Genomic DNA, 23,927 nt, shown 5'->3' on the forward strand with positions numbered 1-23,927 from the left:
CAGCTCGGTGGGTAAACACAGCTTGCAGCGCGAATCCCGGCTGCCGAATTCGGTCAAGGGCGCGCTGGTTTTCGGTGCCGTGGCAGCCACTACCGGTGCAATGCCGGCAATCTCGGCAAATGCCGCGACCATCAACGTTCCCGGCTTCGGCAACTTCGACGTGCCCCTGGACGACCAGCAGGCCGGTCAGGTGAATCAGGCACTCGCCGATCACGCCAACGAGATCAAGCAGGTTCAGCAGGCGCTGGCTCCGCAGGCGATCGCGCCTGGCCAGGCCGCCCCCAACCTGCCGAACTTCCAGCCGCCGATGCCCGGCATGTTCGAGCAGCAGCACTCCGCCGGTGATGTCGCGCTCGACGCGGCCAAGACGAAGATCGGCGCCGAGTATGTCTGGGGCGGAACCGGTCCGTCCGGCTTCGACTGCTCGGGCCTGGTGCAGTGGGCCTACAAGCAGGCCGGAATCAAACTGCCGCGGACCAGCTTCGAGATGTCGCATGTCGGGGCTCCCGTTGCGCTTTCGCAGCTGCAGCCGGGTGACCTCATCATCTCCGAAGGCGGCGGTCACGTCTCCATGTACGCTGGCGATGGCAAGATCCTGCAGGCGCCGCAGACTGGTGAGGTCGTCAGCTACGCGCACTTGAACCCCGACTCGGTCGTCACCGCACGCCGAGTCGCCTGAGTTCGCGTCGTGCCCGGTCGCACCCGCGGCCGGGTATGAGGAGCGAATCTGGAAGCGTCACAACCGATTTCAGCCCGGGTCGACTCCTGGACCTGGGCTGTCCGGCTGTTCAAGACCCGCTCGGCGGCCGCGACAGCGTGCCGCGGCGGTCATGTGAAGGTCAACGGCGTAGCCGTCAAACCCGCGCATCAGCTGAAGTCGGGGGACGAGGTACGCGTTCGCATCAACGGACTCGAACGCATCGTGATCGTCGAACGACTGGTCACCAAGCGTGTAGGTGCCGCCATCGCCGCCCAATGCCTGATCGACAAGAGCCCACCCCCACCACCGAAGGAAATCCTCGCGTCGATGCCCCGCCGCGACCGCGGCACGGGCCGACCCACCAAACGCGAACGGCGCGAGACGGACCGACTACTCGGCCGCCCGCCCGGCTGAACCCTCGAACGCATTGTCGGGCATTACGTCTCGGCCCGTGCCTCGGCCGTGCGCTCCTCCAACGTCGCGAGATATGTGGCGGCGGACTCGGCTTCGGGTACACCGAGGTTCTCGTAGATAACGACAGCGGCGCGTAGATCGGTTACGGCGCTGCGAATGTCGCCGAGAGCGGCCCGGCAGCGAGCCCTACCGTCGAGGGCCCGGGCCTCCTCGAGTTGAACGCCGACTTCGCGGGCCAGTCCGAGCGCCTCGGTAAAGGCGGTCGAGCCCTCGCCCGGTTCGCCAATGGCCAGCCGTACTCGCCCGATGCCGTTGAGTTCCTCGCTTTCGCCGTGACGGCTGCCGACATCCCGATAGAGGGCCAGGGCCTGTTGATGCAAGTCGGCGGCCCGCTCGTGGTCCCCGGTTCTCTCGTACAGGATGCCGAGGTTACCGAGGGCATCGGCTTGGTTGTGGCGGTTGCCGATCTCCCGGTTCGCGGTCAATGACTGCTGCAACAAGTCGGCGGCCTGGTCGTAGGCGCCCGTTTCCCGGCGTGCCTGACCGAGATTGCAGAGCGTGTCGGCTTCACCACGGCGATCGCCGAGTTCACGGTAATAGGTCAGCGCCTGTTGGAATAGATCGCCCGCTTGCCCGTAGTCCCCGACGCATTGGCGCACGAGACCGAGGTCGGCGAGAGCGGTCGCTTCGCCGCGGCGGTCGCCGAGGTCGCGGTGGTGAGTCAGGGCCTGCTGGAACAGATCGGCAGCCGGTCCGTAGTCCCCGGTAGCCCAGCGTGTAAAGCCGAGACTGCTGAGGGCGGTGGCTTCGCCGCGGCGGTCGCCGAGGTCGCGGTAGCGGGCCAGGGCTTGCTGAAACAGGTCGGTCGCCTGTCCGTAGTCTCCGGCGACTCGGCGGGTGAGGCCGAGATGATTGAGGGTGTTGGCTTCCCCGCGGCGGTCGCCCAGGTCGCGGTAGTGCGTCAGGGCCTGCTGGAACAGATCGGCGACCGGCTCGTAGTCGCCCGTGAGATAGCACACCACACCGAGACCGCTGAGAGCGTTGGCCTCCCCGCGACGGCTGCCGAGGTCGCGATATCGGTTCAGGGCCTGCTGGTACAGGTCGGTGGCTCGCTTGTAGTCACCGGTGTACTGGCGCACTACGCCAAGGTTGGTGAGAGCGTTGGCTTCTCCGAGGCGGTCGCCGTGGTGGCGGGCGATGTCGGCTGCTCTCCGGTGTAGTCGTTCGGCCAGCGGCCACGGTCCGTCCCGGTCGAGCAGCCCCGCAACGACTTCGGTCGAAGCGATCATTCGAGCGGGATTGCGGTCGGCGTTGTATTCCAGGCAGGCCAATAGGTTTTCCCGCTCGGCGCGCATCCAGGCCAGGGCCCGGGGTTGGCTGCCGAAGCTTTGCACTGCCACACCGCGACTCACCTCAACGGGCGGCCCGATGTCGTCGGCGCTGGGACGGGTTCGGCGGGCCAGCCACCGGTCGGCCTGAGCGGCGGTGTGCTGGTAATAGTCCAGCAGCCGGTCCATCGCCACGGCGTTGTCACTTGCCGCGGTGCTCGCGGCGAGGTTACCGGCATATTCGCGCAACAGGTCGTGCAGCCGATACCGCCCGAGGCTGGTCTCGTCCAGCAAATGGTCGTTGTAGAGAGCCTCCAGATGCCGCCGCGCGGTCTCGAGCGGAATATCGGCCACGGCCGCCACCGCCCACTGATCGAATTCGGTGCCGGGATGCAATCCCAACAACCGGAACACGACCTGCCGCTCGTCCGGCAGATCCCGATAAGACAGATCGAACGCCGCCCGCACCGCCCGATCCGAGGTCTCGAGTTCGGCCAGCCGGTCGCTCGTGGCGCTGAACATCTCGTCGAGATCGGTGATGCTCCAGGCCGGATGATGCGCCAGCCGCCCGGCCAGCAGAACGATTGCCAGCGGCAGGTAGCCGCACAGTTCGACAATGCGTTCGGCCGCTGCTCGATCCGCGGCGGACTGGCCGGTATCGCCGGTGATGGTCCGGTGGGCTAGGGCTACGAACAGGTGCACCGCGGCGTCGGGGTCGAGCACCCCGAGCGCGAGTGGGGTCGCACCGTTGAGCGCGACCAAACGGCGGCGGCTGGTCACCACCGTCACACAGCCGCTGCCGGCGGGTAGTAGCGGTTCGATCTGCGCGGGGCTGTGGGCGTCGTCGAGCACGAGCAGAATTCGCTTGTCGGCGAGCCGATCCCGCCACAGATTCCGTCGTGCCGCCAGGGTGTCGGGCAGACTGCGTGGGTCGATACCCAGATCGGTGAGCAGCCCGGCCAGTACCTCCGACGGATCCGCGACCGGTTGCCCGGGGGTGTGGGCGTGCAGATGTACGAAGTACTGCCCGTCGGGAAATTTCGGCGCCAGCTCGTGGGCGGCGCGAATCGCCAGTGCGGTCTTGCCGACGCCCGGCATGCCGTCGATCGCGTGAATCGACACGATTCGCTCCGATTCCGCCGCCCGCACGATGCGCCGCAGTTGTTCCTCGCGGCCCACGAGCGTGTCCACGTCGCGGGGCAGGGACTTGGTCGCCGCCGGGCGCGATCCGCCGGAGGGCTCGGCTGCCGCCGCGGTCCACAACCGTTCCCACATTCGGTGATCGACCAGATCCTCGCGCACGCGACCAGGGCGGGCCTTCGCCAAGTCGATCAATGTGACCAGCACCGGTGCCGCCGATTCGAACGTGTGCGGGAGGTTGCGGCCGGATCGCCAATCACTGATCCGCTGTGCCGTCACCGCCTGTCTCCCACCGCGCCCCTGTGCGGCTCGCATGCGTTGCGTGGTCGTCCGCACGACCTGCTCGAGGGTCGGCTTTCCGGCCGCTTCGAACAGCTGGCTCAGCCGGTCGGAGAAAACTTTTCGCGCCGAATCCGATCCGCCCGGCAGAGGTGCCCTTCCCATGGCGCCATCCTACGAATACGAGCGGTGGCGGCCAGATCGCGCAAATCCGCACTGCGATCGGCTACCCGGCCGCGGCTCCGCGCCGCGCCGTCACCGCCGCCCCGACGCCCGCCGCGGCGATGGTCACCAATGCGCCGAGCATCAGGGCCGACGCCTCCCCGGGGATCAGCACCCGCAGTTCGGTACCGACCGTCACCGCCGCCACCGGGATGCCGACCTGGGCCGCGGCCAGGGTGGCGAGGCCGATCGGCTGGCCGAGCAGGCGCATCAGGACGTGGGCGAGCACGGCCGCCGCGCCGAGGGCCAGCCCGAGCGCGATAAGGGTCGGGTGTGCGCCGAAATCGCGCAGGTTCAGGCGTGCGCCCAGCCAGACGAAGAACAGGGGGCCGAGGAAGCCCTCGGTGATCGCGAAGAGTTGGCGTGCCACCCGGCGGGGTTCGCCGACCGCGGCCACCGCGAGTCCGGCCGCGAAGCCCGCCAGCATGATCGACACGTGGGTGCGGGTGGCCAGTGCCGCCAGGCCGAACAGCAGGGCGAGACTGATCCGCAGTTCCAGGGCGAAGCCGCGTTGTTCGGATCTTTCGTGCACGCGCTCGCGCAGCCCGGAGCGCTCCAGATAGCGCAGCAGGGCGAACAACGCCGCGGCGGTCACGATCACCGCCAGCGTACCCAGGGCCGCGCGTCCGGCCGCGCCGATATCGATGACCAGGGGCAGCACCACGATGCAGGCCGTATCGGCGATGGCCACCTGCGCGGTGAGCGCCAGCACCGGCCTACCCCGCAGCCCTTGCGAATCGATGATCGGTAGCACCAGCGCGGCCGAGGAGGACGCGATGAGCACCGCGTAGAGCGCGCCGTGTCCGGTATCGAACCAGTGGGCGACGGCGAATCCGGCGGCGGCCGCGACGACCCCGACCGTCCCCGCCCGCACCGCCCCGACACCCAGCGCCGACCGCACGGTTGGATCGCGCACGGGCACATGCGTTCCGGCCACGAACATCACCAGCGCGAAGCCCATGTCCGCCAGGAACATGAAGGTCGGATCGGTCCAATCCAGCATTCCGAAACCCGTGGAACCGAACAGAATTCCGGCCACCAACTCACCCAGCACGATCGGAACACGCCATGCTCGTCGCCACGCCAGCAGGGGCCCGGCCAACCCGAGCGCGAGCACCAACGCAAGCGTGCTGAAGTCCATGCGAACTACCTCGTCGCCCTTGTCACCTCGCCATCATCGGCCCGCCGCATCGGGCAGGGCTGCCGACACGCGCAAGCATCGCGGCGAAGTCGCTGGTCGGGCCGGATGGCCGCGCGTCAGGTCGACGGGCGCTCCGTGGTGAGGCGGGGTAATCGGCCGTCGCGGTAGCGGGCCCGGGATTCGGCGCGGCGGCGCGGAGCGTCGGAGGTCCTGGGGAGGCTGCCGGGCGGTACCAGGACGATATCGGCGGGGGTGATGCCGTGGCGATCGGCGATGGCGGCGCGGATGTGCGTGACCGCCTGGGCGGGATCGGCTGTGCCATCGTCGAATTCGGCCACCACGATCAGGGAATTCTCGTCGTGGGTGAAGGCGGCGATGCGGCCCGGCCGCAGGGGCCCCGACGCTTCCGCGACCGTCGCCTCGATATCGCCGGGGTAGTGCGTGCGGCCGTCGATCCGGAGCAGGCCGGGCAGGCGGCCCGTCGGATAGAGCTGACCGTCGTGCCGGAAGCCGAGATCGCCGGTGCGCAGCCAGTTCTCGGCCCGCCCGGACGGATCCGCCACCCAGATCTCGCCGACCCGGCCGGTGGCGACATCCTCGTGTGCGATCGGATCGACGATCCGCACCGCTCGGCCGAGCGGCTCGCCGCAGCCGACCAGCGCGAGACCGTCGCGGCGCGGGACGGCACGCCCGGCGGTGAGCTCGGTGCGGTCGAATTCCTCGCAGACCGGATCATCCGCGGGTGCGGCGCAGGTGACCGGCAGCGGCATCGCGGGCGTGGTGTAGGTGGGGGTGTGCGCGGCATGCCGGAAACCGTAGGGGGCGAAGGCCCGGGTGAAGGCCGACAACGGCTCGGCGCGCACGGGCTCGGCGCAGCCCAGCAGCACCGCGAGCCCGGACAGCTCCAGTCCGGCGCGCTCGGCCGGTGTCGTCGCCGAAACCGCCAGGCCCAGACCGGCATTCGGACTGGCCGTCGCGCCCGCGTGGAAATCGGAGCAGGCGCGCAGCCAGCGGATCGGCCGGGCCACGAATTCGGCGGGCGGCAGCGTGATCGCGGGCACGCCGCAGTACAGCGGAAGCGACAGCGCGAAGACGAGTCCGACGCAATGATGCGGCGGCAACCAGCTCACCACCGGTCGCTCCGCGACCACCGGGAAGTGCGCGCGCAGGCGATCGAGGGCGGCGGCCAACTGCCCAGGATCGACCAGCGCGTCCGAGTCGTACTGCAGATAGGCGGGGTCGCGAACCGTCGCATCGGGCGAAATCGGCGGCGCGGATCGATCGATCGAAACCGTCAGCACCCGAACGCCATCCGCGACCCCGCCCGCGGCGCCTCGGGACAGCAACGCCAGCGTCGGCCGCACCCGCACCAGCGCCGCCCCCAGTCGATCGGCCGCTCGCGGTCGCGTCGGCGCGGCCAGCGGGACGGCCGTCCGGCCGCTGTACAGACAGGCGAGAAATGCCACGACGTGATCGAACCCGTATTCGCAGGCGACGGCGACCCGATCCCCGGGTGCGGTGGCGGTGCGGATCAGCGCCGCGAGCGCGCTTGCCGCGCAGTCCAATTCGCGATAGGTGAGTACCTCCACCGAACGCTCCTCGCCGCGGTGGGACAACGCGATAACCGCGGGCGCGTCCGGCCGCTCCAGCGCCCACCTCCGTATCGCGGCAGGTAACATCTCGGCGCTCACAACACCTCCTCGAACGACCGAGACGATACCGCTCGGCTCGCGTCCGATTCGGCGATCGAGCACACTCCCCGGCGCTATGAAAGGGGTTGGGGAGTAATGGGGTTGGTGAACAGCGTATGCAAGTGTCGGTTCGGCGCGTGATGATCGGCCGCGGGGGTGTAGTCCAGGGCCAGTAGCGTGGGTTCGCGATAGTCGAGGATGCGGGTGAGGATCGCGGTGGCGCGGGCCGGATCGAGCGGAGTGATTCCGGCCCGGCGCAGCGGCCGGGCCGGATGATCCGATCCCCAACTGCCCCAGGCAATGCTGGTCGTGTGCGCCCCGAGCCGGGTGGCGGCGACGGCGTCTAGCGCCGATCCGATGGCAGCGCGAACCACCGCTCCGGGACCGCTCAGCCCCTCGGCGGCGATGGCGAACAGCAGGGCGAAATCGATCGAGTCGGCGGCGGTGAGTTCGAGCAGGTCGAGCGCGGCCAGTACGGTGGGCGCGAACGAGCGGTCGAGCGATTCGCCCGGGGCCGAGCCGGTTTCCCCCCTCGCGCCGACCCCCGCGGCGTGGACCAGCCCGCGGATGGCCGAGCCGCAGGCGCGGATATCGTCCAGCGCGCTCGCCAGATCGGCGCGATCGGTGACATCGCAGCGCGCCACCACAATACGGTCGTCCAGGCCCTCCAGCAGCGGCGGCAACGGCCGCGGCGTCCGGGTCAGGATCACGACGTCACGCGCGCCGCCCAGCAGCAGCCAGCGCACCGCCACCGCGCCCAGCACGCCCAGTCCGCCCGTCACCACATAGGTGCCCTCCGGTGCGATCGCCCGCTGCGCGGGCGTGGGCGACGCAGGGCGGAAACGGCGGGCCGTGACCGATGGGCCGTCGATCGAAAGCTCGTCGGTCGCATCGTAATTCAGCGCGGCAGCGGCGACGGCCGGAGCATCCTCCGCCGCGCACCAGATCAGCCTCGTTGGCGGCGTCGTATCCGATCGCAGGGCGCGTATCACCCCGGCGACACCGCGCTGCGCGATCTGCGTGCGGTCGCGCAGCACCACGGTCAGTGCGGCGACCGCAGGACAGCCCCGCAGCTCCCGCAGCAGCTCCAGCGCTCGCGCCGCCGCGGCCGCCGGGGCATCCTCGCGGTTGCGGGGCGACCACACCACGATCACGGCGGTCGGTTCGCGCAGCTCCGCGAGCGCCGTCGTGATCGCACCCGGCACGCGCCGCGTCGGCACGCTGCGATCCAGGGTCCGGGCCAGTGCGACCGCCAGGGGTGATTCGCCGAGTACCAGCGCGCGATTCGGGCGCGGCGGCGGGTCGACGGGCGGGGCGATTCGCACCCAGTTCTCGGTGCGCAGCACCGACGCCGCCCATTCGAGGGCGGTCGCCACCGTAGCGTCGTATCCCGTTGCGACGCGGTGCGATTCGATCGGCGGCTGAGCGGCTGGTCGCTCCCGCGTGACCCGAACCCGGTCGGTACGGTCACCCGCCGGGAGGTGGCCATCCGAAACGTCGGCGCGCCAGCATCGTTCGAGCACGGTTCCGGTGAACGCGCCGTGTGCCGACCAGTCCACGTCCCGGCCCTCCAGATACAGCCGCGCGATGCCGCCGAGGAAGGCGACCGCCTCATTCGTTCCGGCCATCGGATGGGTCGACTCCCGGAAGTCCGGATAATCCCGAACGACCGGCGCGAGGATCGGTTGCGGTGCGATCTCGAGGACCGTTGTGATGCCGTCGGCCGCCGCCGATTCCAGTGCCGCAGCGAAATGCACGGTGCCACAGAGATTCTCGGCCCAGTAATCGGCGTCCAGCACGGCGTCGGTGATCACCGCGCCCCTACGGGTCGTCGAGTACAGCGGCACGTCCGGCGCACCCGGACGCAGTCCCGCGAGCGGTTTGGCGAACACCGGCGGATCCGCCGGATCGCCCAGCCCCAGATCCGCGGGCACGGCCCGCACCGCCATCCCGCGTCGGCGCGCCCGGCGCACCACCGCATCGAGTCGCCGCGCCGCACCGGCCACGACCACGGCATCCGGCCCGTGCACGGCCGCGACGGCGACCTCCCCGCGCAGCGGCTCCACCAGCCGCCCCGCCTCCTCGGGCGTGGTCTCCAGCAGCACGGCACGCGGTGGCGCGGACCGCGACGGTGTCCACGCCACCATCAGCCGCGCCGCGTCGTCCAGTGCCAACGCACCGCTCACCGCCGCGGCGGCGAACTCGCCGCGCCCGTACCCGATGACGGCGTCGAATCGAATTCCCCAGGCACGCACCAGCTCCGCCAGCGCGATCTGGAATACGAACATTGCCGCGGCACCGGGGACGAAACCGTGCCGGGGCGTCCACACCCGCCTCCCACCGGCCCGCACCACGGCCTCGGTGACCTCGGCGATCGCCCGGGCGAAGGTCGGATATCGGGCCGCCAGCACCCAGCCCATGCGCGCCTGCCCGCCACCCCCGCCCGGGAACAGCAGTAGCACCCCGCCGTCGTGCCGCCGCGCGGTCGGCCCGAGCACGGCCGCGTTCCCGTCCGCATGTCCGCGCGCGAGCGCCCGCAGCCGCGCCACCGCCTCGGCGTGCTTGTCCGCGAAGACGACCGCGCGCACCGGCTCGGGCAGCAGTCGCGCACTGGCCGAGGCGAATTCGGGCAGCGGCGGATGGCTGGCGAGCAACGCATCGGCCCAGCGCCCGGCCGTCGACCGCAGCCGGGCCGGATCGGCGCCGCCGATCGGAATCAGTATCGGCGGATCGACGGCCCGCTCCGGCGTCGACTGGGCCACTCCACGCAGCACCGCATGCGCCGCGGTCCCGCCGCGCCCGACCGATCCCACCCCGGCGACGCGCCCCCGCGCGGCGACCTCCTGCCATCCGATCGGCTCGGTCGGCACGCGCAGCCCGCGCTCGTCCAGCCGCAACGCCGCGCTGCGCTGCCGGAAGACGCTGGCCGGCACGATGATTCCGCGATCGATGCACAGCGCCGCCTTGGCCAGTCCGGTGACCCCGGCCGCCGCCTCGAGCGGGCCGAGGTCGGCCGTCACCGATCCGATCCAGATCTTGGCCGCGGGTTCGCTGCCCGCGTGCAGCACCTGCGCCAGCGCCTCGATCTCCACGGCGTCGGCCGCGCTCGTCGCATCGCCGTGGCATTCGAAGTAACCGGCGGCGTGCGGGTCGATACCGGCCCGCTCCCATGCGGTGCGGATGATCCGGCGGCGCGTCGCACCGTCGGGGCCGACTCGTCCGTCCGAACCGACTGCGGTGCCGAGGAGTTCGGCATACACTCGGTTCCCTTCGCGCCGCGCGTCCACGGTGCGCTGCAGGACCAGCACCGTGCAGACATCGGCCGCGTCCACGCCGCCGACGAGCGCCCACGGCACCGTGCCGTCAGCGAGCAGGCGCACGGCCAGATCCACCGCGGCCAGCGACGACGAACCGGCGCTGTCCAGCACCAGACTCGGGCCGCGCAGATCCAGAGCCTGCGAGACCCGATTGGCGATCATGTTCGAACCGCTCGCTCCGAAGAGCACCGCCGCCGGCGAACCGCGCGCGCGATAGCCGATACCGGCGTCGTCGATGGCCTCGACCGCGACGGTCAGGCTCGACCGCTCGCGCGGATCCAGGGCGGCGGCAGCGTCGGTGTTGATCCCGAACCAGTCGTGGTCGAAGACGAATTCGGCGTGTTCGGCCGGATCGCCCGTCAGCAGCCCCCAGAAGCGTCGCACTCCCACCGCACCCGGCATCCGGCAGCCGATACCGATGATCGATACCGGCCGATGTCGAGGCTCGGGGTCGGTCATCGCTTGCGTTCTCCCTCCCTGCCTCCGGCGACATGCGCCGACAGTGGGGCAACCCCCAGCGATTATGCCGAGAAGTCGGCGCGTGGAGAAGTCCTTTCGGCGTGGCGGTGGATGCCCTACGGTTGCGCTGTGTCATCGAAACGGACAGATGTGACCGATGGTCGGCCCGGCACCCTCATCACCCTCGCGCGCTGCTGCGCGGCGCTCGCCGCGACACCCGCGAAACTGCTGCGTCCGCGCCAGCCGGATCGGGCGTTCCTGGCGAACCTGACGGTCGCCCCGATTCCCCAGGCGCGCACGACCGTTCGCATGACCGCACTGCTACAGGGGCGGATGTCCGCGCCGACCACGATCGTCGCCGAGGGCGCCCGCAGCCTCGGCGAGATCCCGATGGCTATGGGCGCCTTCCTGATCGAACATCCACAGGCCCGCTTCCTCGTCGATCCCGCCCTGTGCGCGGGCGTGCACGATCGGGTGCTGCCCGGTATGCCGCTGCCGGTGCGGATGCTGGTGTCGCCGGACAAGCCGGTGCTCGGGATCGCGGATGCGCTGGCCGCCCGGGATCTGACCGGCGCGGACATCGATTTCGCCCTGGCCACCCACCTGCACTGGGATCACATATCGGGTCTGCTCGAGCTGCCGGACGCGCTCGAACTGCGCGTTCCGGCAATCGAATACGAATGGGCGATGACCGGCGAGTACGCGCCCTACGGCGTGGTGCGCGGCCCGCTTCGCGACCGCACGATCGGCCATGTGGAGCTCGACGGCCCGCCCGTGCTCACCTTCCCGCGCAGCCACGACGTCTTCGGCGACGGCGCGGTGGTCCTGGTCGATCTGGCCGGGCACACCCCCGGCAGCGTCGGCGTCCTGCTCGCGGTCGACGACGGCACCCGCGTGCTGCTGGCCGGGGACTCGGTCTGGCACACCCTGCAGATCGAGCTCATCCGGGAGAAGGCCCCCATGCCGGGTCGGCTCTTCGACGCCGACCGCGATCGCGCCTTCGAAACCATCCAGCGCCTACACGCGCTGCCGGACGGGATCGAGGTGATCGCCAGCCATGACTTCGCGGCCGTGGCGTCGCGGGCGTGAGAGTGGGCTCAGACCCGCGGCGCGTCGGCCGAGTTCGCGGCGACCTGCGCGGTGTTCGCTGGGATCGCGCTCATGGTGTGACGCTCACGATTTGACCAGGACGGTCCGGGTGTAGAGCAGTTGGAAGCCGCTGCGCTGGGCGTTCTGCTGGGATTTGGAGCCGGGCATGGTGGTGATCGTGGCCAGCTCGCAACCGTTCTGCGCGGCATCGGCCAGGCGTGCCGACTGCAGTGCGGTTTGGACGCCGCGGCGGCGGTGCGCGGGTGCGGTTGCCGCCCCGGTGAGCTGTGCGATGCCATTGCTCATCCGCATACTCGCCGCGCCCGCCGGTGCGCCGTCGCGCGACGCGAGATAGCGGCGCACCCCGGCGGCGGCGGTCATGTCCCGCATGACATCGGCGAGTACCTCGCGCGGGAACTCCTCGGGCGAGGCCACGCCCTGCTCGTCCGGGTGGGCGAAGCCGTCCACCACCACGTCGAGCCAGATGTCGAAATCGTCCTCGGCGCCGAGCCGGATCTCGATGCCCGGCGGCGTCTTTCGCGCATAGCCGGATTCGATCGTCCGGCCCAGAATGTTCTCGAACCAGCTCAGCCGATAGCCCCGCTCGGTGAGTAGGGTGGCCAGTCCCGGATCGCCGAGATGTGCCAGTTCGACCTGCACCGGCGATCCCGCCGCGGCGTAGGCGCTTTCGATCTCGTTCAGCTCCGCGGCCGACGGTATGCCGTCGAAACCCAGGCCCACCACCTTGTTCAGCGGTGAGCCGGGTTCGCCGTAACAGGCCGCGCCCCCGGCGATCGGCAGGACGAAGCCCGCGGCGTCGGGGCGGCGGACGCGCGCCGCCCCGGTGGCCGCGGTGATCAACTCCGCCTCGGCGCGCTCGATACGCGCCGCCAGCTCGGTCCCGCAGAACAGCGATTCGTTCACAAGGCAGTTATAACCGCCCTGTCCAGCGAATTTCCTCAGGCGACAAAGGATGCCAGCCGCTGGTTGATCAGCGCCTCGGCCTCGGCGACCATGCGCGAGATCAGTTCCGCACAGGTCGGAATGTCGTCGATGAGGCCCTGCACCTGTCCGGCGCTCCAGATGCCCGCATCCAGGTCGCCCTCCTCGAACACCCGTCGGCCGCGCGCCCCGGCGACCAGATCGCGCACATCGTCGAACGTGGCGCCGCCGGCCTTCTCGATCTCGACGACCTTGCGGCTGATCTCGTTGTTCGCCACCCGCGCGGTGTTGTGCAGCGTGCGGAAGATGAGCTGGGTGTCGCGTTCGGTATGCGCGACGATCTGCTCCTTGACCCGCTGGTGGATGGCCGACTCCTGGGTGCACATGAAGCGGGTGCCCATATTGACCCCGTCCGCGCCCAGCGCCAGCGCCGCCACCAGGCCGCGCGCGTCGGCGATGCCGCCGGAGGCGATGATCGGGATGTCGAGGGCCTTGGCGGCCGCGGGGATGAGGATCAGGCCGGGCACATCGTCCTCACCCGGATGTCCGGCGCATTCGAAGCCGTCGATGCTCACACCGTCGACGCCGATCTTCTGCGCCTTGAGCGCGTGCCGCACGCTGGTGCACTTGTGCAGCACCTTGATTCCCGCCTCCTTGTAGTACGGCAGGAAGGGTTCGGGATTGCTGCCCGCGGTCTCGACGATCTTCACGCCGGAATCGATGATCGCCTTGACGTACTCCTGGTACGGCGGCGGGTTGATCGACGGCAGGATGGTGACGTTCACGCCGAACGGCTTGTCGGTGAGCTCGCGGGCGCGTTCGATCTCGCGGCGCAGATCCTCCGGCGTGGGCTGGGTGAGCGCGGTGATGAAGCCGAGGCCGCCGGCATTGGCAACGGCCGCGACGAGCTCGGCCCGGCCGACCCACATCATGCCGCCCTGCACGATCGGATGCTCGACCCCGAACAGCTCGGTGAACCTGGTCCGCAACATCGGTTTTGTCCTCCTGCCTGCGCGGACGCGCCTGCGCCCGGTTGCGTCGATAGTGGCACGTCCGTGCTGGCGGCGACAACCTGGATGTAAGTCACAGTTTGCTGATCACTTCAACCATCGCGGAAATCAGTCGCACTGATAGCTCCTCGCCTACGGCTCCGTAAGCGCTTGTGAACTGGGAAATGATCAAATGAGAAGAACCTAGGCCATTCTTCTCTGTAACCCTTGTCACGATGAAAAGTTAGTTGGTATTCTCATCGCCGTTCGAGAGGAGTTCAGATGACCCAGGCGCTCGACGAGCCGATTCGGTCACGCCGCAACCACTGGAACAACCAGTTGGCGACGCATGCGCTGATGCGCCCCGAGGCGGTGGCCATCCGGTATCGGGGGCGGGACATCACCTGGAAACAGCTGCACGAGCGGTCGCTGCGCTGCGCCGACGCGCTCGCCCGTCGAGGGGTCGGGTTCGGCGATCGGGTGCTGATCCTGGCGCTGAACCATCCGGAGTATCTGGAGGCGGTCTTCGGCATCAACGCCCTCGGGGCGATCGCGGTGCCGATGAACTTCCGGCTGACCCCGCCCGAGGTGGCCTATATCGTCGCCGACTCCGGGGCCAAGGCCATCATCACCGATACGCTGCTGCGGCCGCTCGCGACCGGCGTGGCGGCGCAGTCGCCGAACCTCGAGACCTGCGTGGTGATCGGCGGGTCGAGCGGGGAGGGTGTGCTGGGCTACGAGGACATCCTGGCCGAGGGCGGGGAAACCCATGTGCCGCTGGATATTCCGGAGGACACCCCCTGCCTGATCATGTACACCTCGGGCACCACGGGCAGCCCGAAGGGTGCGGTGCTGTCGCACGGCAATATGAACGCCCAGGCCCTGACCTGTATCCGGGCCATGGATCTGACCCCGGAGTCGATCGGCTTCTGCACCTCACCGCTGTTCCACATCGCCGGATTGGGCAGTCTCGCACCGTATTTCCTGCTCGGGGCGAAGACCGTGCTGCATCCGCTCGGCGCCTTCGACGCCACCGAATTCCTCGACGCCGTCGAGGCCGAACAGGCCACCGCCGCGTTCTGCGTACCGGCGCAGTGGCAGATGATCTGCGAGGAGCCGACCGTCAAACGGCGCAAGCTGGCGCTGCGCATGCTCAGCTGGGGTGCGGCGCCCGCCTCGGACAGCGTGCTGCGAGCGATGGCCGACTGCTTCCCCGAGGCCCAGAACGTCGCGGTATTCGGCCAGACCGAGATGTCGCCGATCACCTGCGTGCTGGAGGGGCGCGACGCGCTGCGCAAACTCGGCTCGGTCGGCAAGCCCATCCCGACCATCCAGGCCCGCATCGTCGACGACGAGATGAACGATGTGGCGCCGGGTGAGGTCGGCGAGATCGTCTACCGCGGGCCGACGCTCATGCAGGGCTACTGGAACAAGCCCGAGGCCACCGCGGAGGCGTTCGCGGGCGGCTGGTTCCACTCCGGGGATCTGGTGCGCCAGGACGAGGAGGGCTTCGTCTGGGTGGTGGACCGCAAGAAGGACATGATCATCTCCGGCGGTGAGAACATCTACTGCGCCGAGGTGGAGAACGTGCTGTTCGGCCACCCCAGGATTCGCGAGGCCGCGGTCATCGGCCGCCCGCACGAGAAGTGGGGCGAGGTCCCGGTGGCCGTGGTGGCACTGGTGCGTCCGGACGAGGAGCTGACCCTCGCCGAACTAGAGCCGTTCCTGAACGAGAACCTGGCCCGCTACAAACATCCCAAGGATCTGGTCGTGGTGCCCGAACTGCCTCGCAACGCCAGCGGCAAGGTCGTGAAAGTCCAACTACGTAAGGACTATTCGGGCTAGTCCGGGGGCAAAGCGCGCCGGGACACCGGGTGCGGCGGGCACTATGGAGTCCATGCTCCTCGATCGCGACCGCACCGCCGTCCTCGCCCTGCACTGGCAGGTCAATGTCGTCAAGCCGGAGGGATTCTTCGGACCCATGCTGGCGGAACCGGTCGCGGCCAGCGGGGTGATCGAGCGGGCGGTCGACTTCCACGCCGCCGCGCTGGCGGTCGGAATTCCGGTGCTGTTCACCAGGTTCACCGTGCCGGTCGGCGAGGGTGATCTGGTGCGCAACACCGGCTTCATGCGATCGGTGGCGGCGGCGCAGACCGAATTCCGGCCGGATGCGCCCGGGGCGCAGATCATTCCGGAGATGCGTCAGCAGGTCGCCGACGGCGCGGTGTTCGACAATCAGAAGCTGTCCGGCCTGGCCGCCAGCGCACTGCCGCGGTGGCTGACCACGCGGGGGATCAACACCCTGCTGATCACCGGCGTCGCGACGAATCTCACCGTCGAGCAGACCGCCCGGCACGGCACCGATCTCGGCTTCATCGTGCACCCGGTCTCCGACTGCGTCACCGCGGTCACCCTGGAGGCGCACATCTCCTCGCTGGCGAATCTCGAATTGGCCACCGCCGGATGCCTTTCCGCGGAGCAGGCGCTGCCGGGTGCGGGTGCGGTCCGGCCCTAGATGAGCTCCCTGCGAGTGAGCCAGCGCATGAGCCACCAGCCGCAGAACACTGGCAGCCAGCAGGTCAGCACCCGGTAGAGCAGCACCGCGGGCACGCCGATGGCGGCGGGCACGCCGAATGCGGCCAGGCCGCCGATGAGCGCCGCCTCCACCGCGCCCACCCCACCCGGCGTCGGCGCGGCCGAGGCCAGTGTGCCGCCGATCATGGTCACCACGGTGACGGTCACGAATGTGGTACTGCCGCCGAAGGCTTCGATGCTGGCCCACAGCGCCCCGGCCGCGCCGAGGGTGATCGCGGCGCTGCCGCCGACGATCATCGCCAGGCGGCTCGGGCTGTGCGCCAGATCGCGCAGTTCGTTCACCACCTCGGCCAGCTGCGGCCGCACCTCTGTGCGCAGCCAGCGCCGCACCTGCGGTACGAACATGGCCACGCCCAGCAGGCCGAACAGCGCGCCCGCCACCAGATACAGCACGGTCGCGCTCGGCACGATGTGCTCCAGATTGGTCGACACCCCGGCCGCCACGCTGAAGAACACCAGCAGCACCACGTGCGTGCTCACCTGGACCGACTGCTGCAGCGCGACCGCCGCGGTCGCACGGACCGTGCCCAGGCCGCTGTTCTGCAGGAACCGCACGTTCAGCGCCAGACCACCGACCCCGGCGGGCGTGGTGGTGGCGGCGAAGGTGTTGGCCACCTGGGCGAGCAGGAGTCGGGGGAAGTTCACCGATGCCGAGGTGCAGCCCCACAGCGCCATGGCCGCACCCACGTACCTGCCCACCGACACCGCCAGCCCGAGCAGCGCCCACCACCAGTTGGCCGTGCGCAGTTCGGTGATGAACGTCGGCACCTGGCTGATGTAGGGATAGGCCACGTACACCAGGCCGATCAGCAGCACCAGCTGGATGATCTGATTGCGCGAGAAGCGCGTGATACGGGCCGATTCGATGCGATCGGCGTCGGTCTGGTGCAGCACCTCCTCGCGCATCGCCTTCATCAGGGCCCCGGCGTCGGAGACCGATTTGCGCACCGAGGCGGACATGGCCGATTTGGTCAGCCGCCGGGAGGCATCGACCACCGCCTGCTCGCCCAGCATCTCGATCGCCACCCGCACCGCGGTCTTCGCGCCGAACAGCGCGCCCGTGGTCAGCAGCAACTGCGCGATATCGGCGGAGAACCGCGATTCGTACGAGCCGAATTCGGCCCACATGAACCCGCCGAACAGGATCCGGCCGTCGACGACGCGGATCTCCTCGGCGCGCAGATCGCCGTGCGAGATCTGCGACCGGTGCATGTTCTGCAGCGCGCGCCAGACATTGGCCAGCACGATGGTGTCGTCGGTCGCCGACAGCACCGTTCCGCGGGGCACGGTGTGCGCGTAGAGCGTCCAGCCGCGTTCGAGCGCCGCGACCGTGAGCGGCTTGTTGCTGGCCAGGCCGAGATCGCTGATCGCGATACCCATCAGCGCGCGATGCTCGACCGCGCGCCGCATGGATGCGAAGGCCGCGGGCCGTTCGCTGCTGCGGAAGGTCAACCAGCGCCGCAACTGCCGCAGCATGCCCCAGCTGCGCTGGTTCTGCCCGTACAGCTCCACCACGAGCCGGTGATGCGGCCCGGTCTCCGCCGACAGCAGCAGCGGACCGGGCCCGGCCGGGCGAATGACGGTGAAGCCGGTGACGGTATAGCCGCGCCCGGCCAGTACCCGCGCCGCGTCCTCCAGCGGCACCTCCAGTGCGGGCGTGCCGACCAGCAGCACGATCACCGCCCCCACGAACCAGCCCACGGCCAGTCCGAGCATCGCCCGCGAAGGCACCACCAGACTCACGAACAGATGCAGCGGGACGAACGCGCCCAGCAGCGCCCACCACCACCGTCGCCAGGACGCGGGCAGCCAGGGGCTGGCGACGGTGAGCATCGCGGTCAGCATGGCGATCCAGCGCGGATCGTCGAGGAACTGCGACAGGAAGGTGTCGAGCTGTTTGGGCACCGCCAGATGCCACTGCGGCGCGGAGATCCCGGTGCCGGTGATCGACAGGGCCAGCACCGCGAGCAGCCCGGCCGCGACATAGCCCGCGAGCAGCTTCCACTGCCACCGGAAGATCAGCCGGACCAGGATCGCGAACGGCAGCGCGAAGATGGCGATGCTGTAGAGCAGATAGACGATATTGGACTGCTCGGCGGTGAGGAAGCCCAGGATGTCGGAGACCGAGCGCTCCAATGCCTCCCAGCGCGGCCGGGTGATCAGCGAGCCCGCCACGACCAGCGCCACCAGCAGGGCCGACAGCACCACGCGCAGAATGTCGCTGGTGCGCCGCGTCCGCGGCTGCAGCAGGCTGCCGGAGACGGGTATTTCCCGCCCGTCGACTCGCATGTCGTATCGGAACTTTCGGATCGAGGGAGCGGCGTCGGTCCCGGGGTCGGCTCGGGTGTGAGTATGCAGGAGGGCCTCGAGCAGCCCGATGGCAACACGCCGTCGCCGCCCGGCGCGGCGGGTGGTGAGCCCGGTCTTCATGCGAACTCCCTCCCAGACGACCACGGGTGATCTTATTGGGTAGTGGGCGACCGACCGGTAGCGACGATTCCATGGTGCGAACTTCGTTGAGCATGCAACCATCACACGGTGAGCCGAGATGTCCGTATTTGCTTTGTCGGTGATTCGCTGGTGGCAGGGCACGGAGATCGGCTATGCCTGGGCTGGACCGGGCGACTGGCCGCACGGGCGATCAACGCCGGACGCCCGGTCACCCACTACAACCTCGGCGTGCGCGGACAGACCTCGGCCGATATCGCGGCGCGCTGGGAGCCCGAATGCGAACAGCGGCTGCCCGAGGGCACCGATGCCCGCGTGGTGTTCTCCTTCGGGATCAACGACACCCTGATCGAGGACGGCCGCGTCCGGGTGCCCACCGAACAGTCCATCGCCGATCTGACCGCCATCCTGCGCCGCGCCAAGGCCAGGCGCTGGGAGACCATGGTGGTGGCCCCGCCGCCGGTCGACGACATCGAGCAGAACGGTCGCATCGAGAAATTGGATGCGCACTTCACCGAGGTCTGCGAGGGCGAGGACATTCCCTATGTGCGGGTGCATCAGCCGCTGCGGCACAGCGAGACCTGGATGCGCGAGGTGCGCGCGGGCGACGGCTTCCATCCGAGCGCGGCCGGTTATGAGGAATTCGCGGCGCTGATCGTCCCGCTGTGGCTGCTGTGGCTGTCCGAACCGGGATCCGGTTTGCCCGACGTGGGGTGAGCGGATTGGCTACCGTGGGGTCCTCACAGGTATGGGAATGAGGTTCGGACATGGGGAAAGTCGTTGTCGCGGAATTCGTCTCGCTCGACGGATTCATTCAGGACCCGGCCTGGACGGCCCCGTTCTGGCACGACCGGATCGGTGATTTCAAATCCGCGGAGTTACAGGAGGCCGAGGCACTGCTCCTGGGGCGCTCTACCTATCAGATGTTCGCCGCCTCCTGGCCGAACCACCCGGAGCAGGGCGCCTACAAGGACAAGATGAACGCCATGCCCAAATATGTCGCGACCACGACGCTGACCCAGCTGGAGTGGAACGCCCAGCGCATCGAGGGCGAGGTCACCGAGGGTATCGCGAAGCTGCGTACCGAGCGGAATCTGCTGGTCTTCGGCTCCGGCACACTGGTCGACTATCTGCGGGCGCACGAACTGGTCGACGAGTACCGCCTGGTGATCTATCCGGTGCTGCTCGGCAACGGGCTGCGGCTGTTCAATCTCACCGAGGTCGAGGCGACTCTGACGCTCAACAATTCTCAGGCACTCGACAACGGCGTGCTGCTCGCGACCTACCGGGTCAGCGCCAATTCCGTGACCCGGCCCAGCTTCGGCTGAGCGGCCTTCAGCGCGTCTCCAGGACCGCCATTGCCGCGTTGTGCCCGCCGATCCCGCTGACCCCGCCGCCGCGGACCGCGCCCGCACCGCACAGGAATACGTTCGAATGACCGGTCGCCACCCCCCAGCGCGCGGCCGGGGTGGGATCGTCGTCGGTGCGGAACGGGAAGCTCAGATCGGTATGGAAGATGTGGCCGCCGGGCAGGCCGAGTTCGTGCTCCAGATCGATCGGCGATTTCGCCTCCAGACAGGGCCGGCCGTCCGGGGCCGTGACCAGGCAGTCGCGGATCGGTTCGGCGAGCACCGAATCCAGTTGGGCCAGCGTCGATTCCACCAGCCGCCGCGTGACCCCCTCGGGATCGTCGGCGAACAGCCGCGCGGGCGTATGCAGGCCGAACAGGGTGAGGGTGTGCACACCCCGCGCGGCGAGGCCGGGAGACAGGATCGAGGGGTCGGTGAGGGTGTGGCAGTAGATCTCCGACGGTGGGGCGCTCGGCGGCCGCCCGGCCGTGGCCTCGCGGTAGGCCCGTTCGAGCTGGGTGTAACCCTCGGCGATATGGAAGGTTCCGGCGAAGGCGTCGTGCGGATCGACCGCGTCGCGCAACCGGGGCAGGCGACGTAACAGCATATTGATCTTCAGCTGTGCCCCTTCGGGTTTCGCGGGCGCGGGCTCGCCCAGCAGCCGCGCCAGCTCGTGTGGGGCGGCGTTGACCAGGACGTGGCGCGCGCCGACCGCTCCGCCCGCACAACGGATTTCGGCGCGCACGCCGTCGGTCTCGATCGCCGTGACCGCATGCCCCGGCCGCAGCTCGGCCCCGGCCGCGCGGGCCGCGGCGGCGAGAGCGTCGGTGAGCGCGCCCATCCCGCCCACCGGCACATCCCAGTCGCCGGTGCCGTTGCCGATGACGTGATAGAGGAAGCAGCGGTTCTGGCGCAGCTGTGGATCGTGGGCGTGGGTGAAGGTGCCGATCAGCGCGTCGGTGAGGACCACGCCACGCACGGTGTCGTCGGCGAAGGTGGCCTCGATCGTCTCACCCAGCGGGCGTTCGAAGATCGCCTCCCAGGTCGCGGTGTCGTCGACGATGCGCTCCAGTTCGGCGCGGGTGGGCAGGGGCGCGGTGAGGGTGGGGAACACCCGCTGCGCCAGCCGGGCGGTCGTGCCGTAGAACCGTTGCCACGCTCGGTGATCCGATTCCGAGCCGGTGAGCCGGGCGAAGCTCGCCCGGGTGCGCTCCGGATCGGCGGTGTCCACCAGCAGGCCGCCGTCGCCGACCGGGGTGTAGGAGGAGATGCGGCGGCGCCGGGTCTCGAATCGCAGGCCCAGTTCGGTCACCACCTGCCGCGGCAGCAGGCTCACCAGATACGAGTACCGCGACAGCCGGGCGTCGAAATCCGGGAACACCCGCTCCGACACCGCCGCCCCTCCGGTCCGCCCAGCGCGCTCCAGGACCAGCACCGAGCGACCGGCCCGGGCCAGATAGGCGGCCGCGACCAGGCCGTTGTGACCGCCGCCGACGATGACGACGTCGTAGCTAGAAGGCATCTGCCCTGGATATCACGATTCCGGCCGCTTGGTCGCGAGCAGATACCCCTGCGGCCCGCGCTCGTCCGGATCGCCTTCCCGCCACAGGCGGGCGATCGGACGGAATCCGGCGTCGCGCAGGCGGCTTTCCAGTCCGCGCAGCGACCACCAGTACGCCTGGGCTACCGCATGGTCGTGCGCCAGCACATCCGTCGCATCGTCGACGGCCTGGAAGGCCAGCAGCAGATGCCCGCCGTCGGCCAGGACGCGCCCGAATTCGGTGAAGACCGCCGGAATGCGCTCGGGCGGAGTGTGAATGATGCTGTACCAGGCCACGATTCCACCCAGCGCGCCGTCGGCCAGCGCCAGGTCCTCCATGGTGCCCTGGTCGAACCGCAGCCGCGGATACGCCGCCCGCGCCAGCCGGATCATCTCCGGTGACAGATCGATGCCGAACACATCGAGCCCCAGGCCGTGCAGATGCGCCGCGATCCGGCCCGGTCCGCAACCCAGCTCCGCGACGGTGCCGCGCACCACGTCCGCGAACGCCCGCAGCATCGCCCGATCGAACGGCCGCTTGTCCATCTCACCCGCGGCGATTTCCGCGTATTTCTCCGCGAGCGCGTCGTATCCCGCCCGCGTCGCCGCCACATCCGCCCATTCGCTCGCCATCGAATCTCGCACCGCGCCAGCCTATCTGCGCCACCGGCGGGAGAATTGCGCCATGGAGACGCTCGCATCGAAGACGGTCTACATCAATCCCTGGATGGAGGTCCGCGAGGACAGCGTGCGGCGTTCGGACGGATCCACCGGCATCTTCGGCGTCGTGCACTGCCCCGATTTCGCCATCGTGGTGCCGATGGACGGCGACCGGCTGCATCTGGTCGAGCAGTACCGCTATGCCCAGCGCCGGCGCGGCTGGGAGTTCCCCGCCGGGACGCTGCCCGGCCGGGCCGTCGGCGATCCCATCGACCTCGCGCATCGGGAGCTGCGCGAGGAGACCGGGCTGCGGGCGGGCCGATTGATGCGGCTCGGCACCGTGGACGCCGCGACCGGTTCGCTGGCTCAGCGCGGACAGGTCTTCCTCGCCACCGAACTCACCGCGGGCGAGCCGGAGCGCGAACCCGAGGAGCAGGACATGCGGTCGGCGTGGTTCGAGCGCGCGCGGGTGGAGCAGATGATCCGGGCGGGGGAGATCACCGACGCCCAGTCCATCGCGGCCTATTCATTGCTCCTGCTGCACGAGCGGGCCGGTGCGGGCGACGGCCGGGATGCCGTGCGGCGCGGCGCGGGCCAATAGCCGCGGGGGCGCGTCGCCGAGGCGGGCGGTGAGGAGGAAGCCGTTGCCGTCGTCCGCGGTGCCCTGCGGCTCGAAGCAGATGTGGGCGAAGGCGGCTCGGGGGGAGCTCGCGGCGGCCAGGCGCGCCAGCTCGGCTCGCACCGCCCGCCACTCCTCCTCCGGCACGTACTGGCGCATGACCGAATGCCAGACGATGGTCAACGTGCCCGGGACGAGGTCGAGGTCGCCGAGGAAGTCCCGGGCGTGGGTGCGGGTGACCGTCGCGGGTATCCGCCGCGCCAGGCGCAGCGCACCGTCGAGCCGGGCCAGCCGGTCGGGCTGATCGGGCCAGACGTAGGCGCGCAGCGACAGTGCGTCGGCGGGGGAACCGGGATCCAGCGGGGCCGGATCGCAGCCCGCGCGCGCCACGACCTCGACCCGCGGATGGCGCTCGACGGCGGCCCGCAGCCACGGCGGTATCGGCGTCCGCCACGCGCGTTCGATCGTGACCGGGGAACCCGTCGGCCCCCAGGCCAGATCGCCTGCGGCCCAGTGGAAATGGTCGGCCCGCAGATTCAGGCCCGCGCTGCTGCCCAACTCCAGCAGCCGGATCGGCAGGGGCGTGGCGTCCACCGCCGCCAGCAGACCGGCCAGCAGCGGAACGGCCCGGCCCACCTCGTTCGTCTGCGGTGGCCGGGTCAGCCAGTCCGCGATCCACTCCGGCTGGTCGGCGACCGTGGCCCGGAAGGCTTGCCACACAGCGCCATTCGACGGTGGCGGGGCCGCGGCGCCCGTGCTCGGATAGTGCGCGGCGAGTTCCGGGGCCCGGCCCGACAGCGCCAGCGCGTGCACGGCCGCCATGAAGCGCAGCGGGACCGCCGCGTCCCGGGTGCTCCGCTCATATCCGGTCAGGGCGCGGGCGCACGGCCCGCCATCGGCGAGATCGCGCGCCACCCGCTCCAAAAGGCCCGCGTAGAGCGGAGATCCGAGCTGGGCGCAGGCTCGGGCGTGCAGGCGGAAATGCGAGACGAGCGACATATCTGG

Annotated in this window: 18 protein-coding genes; 8 read left to right on the forward strand and 10 right to left on the reverse strand. The window is 69.9% G+C overall.

Annotation, left to right across the window (positions count from 1 at the left end; all coding sequences use genetic code 11):
* Nucleotides 1-7: 7 nt before the first annotated feature.
* Nucleotides 8-679, forward strand: coding sequence for a C40 family peptidase (locus tag NDR87_RS28535; protein ID WP_251916833.1), 672 nt, complete (start codon nucleotides 8-10; stop codon nucleotides 677-679).
* 48 nt (nucleotides 680-727) lie between these two features.
* Nucleotides 728-1,114, forward strand: coding sequence for an RNA-binding S4 domain-containing protein (locus NDR87_RS28540; RefSeq protein ID WP_251916884.1), 387 nt, complete (start codon nucleotides 728-730; stop codon nucleotides 1,112-1,114).
* 23 nt (nucleotides 1,115-1,137) lie between these two features.
* Here the strand turns inward: NDR87_RS28540 and NDR87_RS28545 are convergent, their stop codons facing one another.
* The 4 genes from NDR87_RS28545 to NDR87_RS28560 all read right to left on the reverse strand — a co-directional run bounded on the left by NDR87_RS28545 (nucleotide 1,138) and on the right by NDR87_RS28560 (nucleotide 10,691).
* Nucleotides 1,138-4,026 (reverse strand): tetratricopeptide repeat protein, encoded by a 2,889-nt coding sequence (locus tag NDR87_RS28545; RefSeq protein ID WP_251916830.1) that lies wholly within the window; start codon nucleotides 4,024-4,026, stop codon nucleotides 1,138-1,140.
* A 61-nt stretch (nucleotides 4,027-4,087) separates the two neighbouring features.
* On the reverse strand, nucleotides 4,088-5,224 hold the full coding sequence (locus NDR87_RS28550) for a cation:proton antiporter (protein WP_251916828.1): 1,137 nt from the start codon (nucleotides 5,222-5,224) through the stop codon (nucleotides 4,088-4,090).
* A gap of 116 nt (nucleotides 5,225-5,340) precedes the next feature.
* Nucleotides 5,341-6,915, reverse strand: a complete 1,575-nt coding sequence (locus NDR87_RS28555) for an AMP-binding protein (RefSeq protein WP_251916826.1) — start codon at nucleotides 6,913-6,915, stop codon at nucleotides 5,341-5,343.
* Between the two features lie 74 nt (nucleotides 6,916-6,989).
* Nucleotides 6,990-10,691 (reverse strand): type I polyketide synthase, encoded by a 3,702-nt coding sequence (locus tag NDR87_RS28560; RefSeq protein ID WP_251916824.1) that lies wholly within the window; start codon nucleotides 10,689-10,691, stop codon nucleotides 6,990-6,992.
* A gap of 129 nt (nucleotides 10,692-10,820) precedes the next feature.
* Between NDR87_RS28560 and NDR87_RS28565 the strand changes: the two genes are divergently transcribed.
* Entirely contained in the window at nucleotides 10,821-11,780 is a 960-nt protein-coding gene (locus tag NDR87_RS28565) for an MBL fold metallo-hydrolase (protein WP_251916822.1), read from the forward strand.
* Between the two features lie 84 nt (nucleotides 11,781-11,864).
* Here the strand turns inward: NDR87_RS28565 and NDR87_RS28570 are convergent, their stop codons facing one another.
* Both NDR87_RS28570 and NDR87_RS28575 read right to left on the reverse strand, forming a co-directional pair.
* Nucleotides 11,865-12,704, reverse strand: a complete 840-nt coding sequence (locus NDR87_RS28570; protein ID WP_251916819.1) for a GNAT family N-acetyltransferase — start codon at nucleotides 12,702-12,704, stop codon at nucleotides 11,865-11,867.
* Between the two features lie 35 nt (nucleotides 12,705-12,739).
* Nucleotides 12,740-13,714, reverse strand: a complete 975-nt coding sequence (locus NDR87_RS28575) for a nitronate monooxygenase family protein (RefSeq protein ID WP_251916817.1) — start codon at nucleotides 13,712-13,714, stop codon at nucleotides 12,740-12,742.
* A gap of 279 nt (nucleotides 13,715-13,993) precedes the next feature.
* Here NDR87_RS28575 and fadD5 point away from each other — a divergent pair, with 279 nt between their 5' ends.
* Both fadD5 and NDR87_RS28585 read left to right on the forward strand, forming a co-directional pair.
* Entirely contained in the window at nucleotides 13,994-15,556 is a 1,563-nt protein-coding gene (gene fadD5 / locus NDR87_RS28580; protein ID WP_251916815.1) for a fatty-acid--CoA ligase FadD5, read from the forward strand.
* Nucleotides 15,557-15,608: 52 nt separating this feature from the next.
* Nucleotides 15,609-16,226, forward strand: coding sequence for a cysteine hydrolase (locus tag NDR87_RS28585; RefSeq protein WP_251916813.1), 618 nt, complete (start codon nucleotides 15,609-15,611; stop codon nucleotides 16,224-16,226).
* Here the strand turns inward: NDR87_RS28585 and NDR87_RS28590 are convergent.
* Nucleotides 16,223-18,595 (reverse strand): lysylphosphatidylglycerol synthase transmembrane domain-containing protein, encoded by a 2,373-nt coding sequence (locus tag NDR87_RS28590; RefSeq protein ID WP_251916883.1) that lies wholly within the window; start codon nucleotides 18,593-18,595, stop codon nucleotides 16,223-16,225. The genes NDR87_RS28585 and NDR87_RS28590 overlap by 4 nt on opposite strands.
* A gap of 249 nt (nucleotides 18,596-18,844) precedes the next feature.
* Between NDR87_RS28590 and NDR87_RS28595 the strand changes: the two genes are divergently transcribed.
* Nucleotides 18,845-19,471: a GDSL-type esterase/lipase family protein gene (locus NDR87_RS28595; protein ID WP_308212160.1), complete on the forward strand. Its 627-nt coding sequence runs from the start codon at nucleotides 18,845-18,847 to the stop codon at nucleotides 19,469-19,471.
* Between the two features lie 50 nt (nucleotides 19,472-19,521).
* A complete protein-coding gene (locus NDR87_RS28600) occupies nucleotides 19,522-20,082 on the forward strand; it encodes a dihydrofolate reductase family protein (RefSeq protein WP_251916810.1) in 561 nt (186 codons plus the stop codon).
* Nucleotides 20,083-20,089: 7 nt separating this feature from the next.
* On the opposite strand, the gene NDR87_RS28605 is transcribed toward NDR87_RS28600, so the two are convergent.
* Complete coding sequence (locus tag NDR87_RS28605) at nucleotides 20,090-21,625, reverse strand: NAD(P)/FAD-dependent oxidoreductase (protein ID WP_251916807.1); 1,536 nt, start codon at nucleotides 21,623-21,625, stop codon at nucleotides 20,090-20,092.
* Between the two features lie 12 nt (nucleotides 21,626-21,637).
* Nucleotides 21,638-22,288, reverse strand: coding sequence for a class I SAM-dependent methyltransferase (locus NDR87_RS28610; protein ID WP_251916805.1), 651 nt, complete (start codon nucleotides 22,286-22,288; stop codon nucleotides 21,638-21,640).
* Between the two features lie 40 nt (nucleotides 22,289-22,328).
* On the opposite strand from NDR87_RS28610, the gene NDR87_RS28615 reads away from it, so the two are divergent.
* Nucleotides 22,329-22,904 carry an NUDIX hydrolase gene (locus NDR87_RS28615; protein WP_251916803.1) on the forward strand — a complete coding sequence of 192 codons (576 nt, stop codon included), beginning with the start codon at nucleotides 22,329-22,331 and terminating at the stop codon, nucleotides 22,902-22,904.
* Here the strand turns inward: NDR87_RS28615 and NDR87_RS28620 are convergent.
* On the reverse strand, nucleotides 22,830-23,921 hold the full coding sequence (locus NDR87_RS28620; protein ID WP_251916801.1) for a DUF2332 domain-containing protein: 1,092 nt from the start codon (nucleotides 23,919-23,921) through the stop codon (nucleotides 22,830-22,832). The two genes, NDR87_RS28615 and NDR87_RS28620, sit on opposite strands and share 75 nt — an antisense overlap.
* Nucleotides 23,922-23,927: the final 6 nt, after the last annotated feature.

The sequence above is a fragment of the Nocardia sp. CDC159 genome (assembly GCF_023740735.1).
Taxonomy (GTDB): Bacteria; Actinomycetota; Actinomycetes; order Mycobacteriales; family Mycobacteriaceae; genus Nocardia; species Nocardia pulmonis.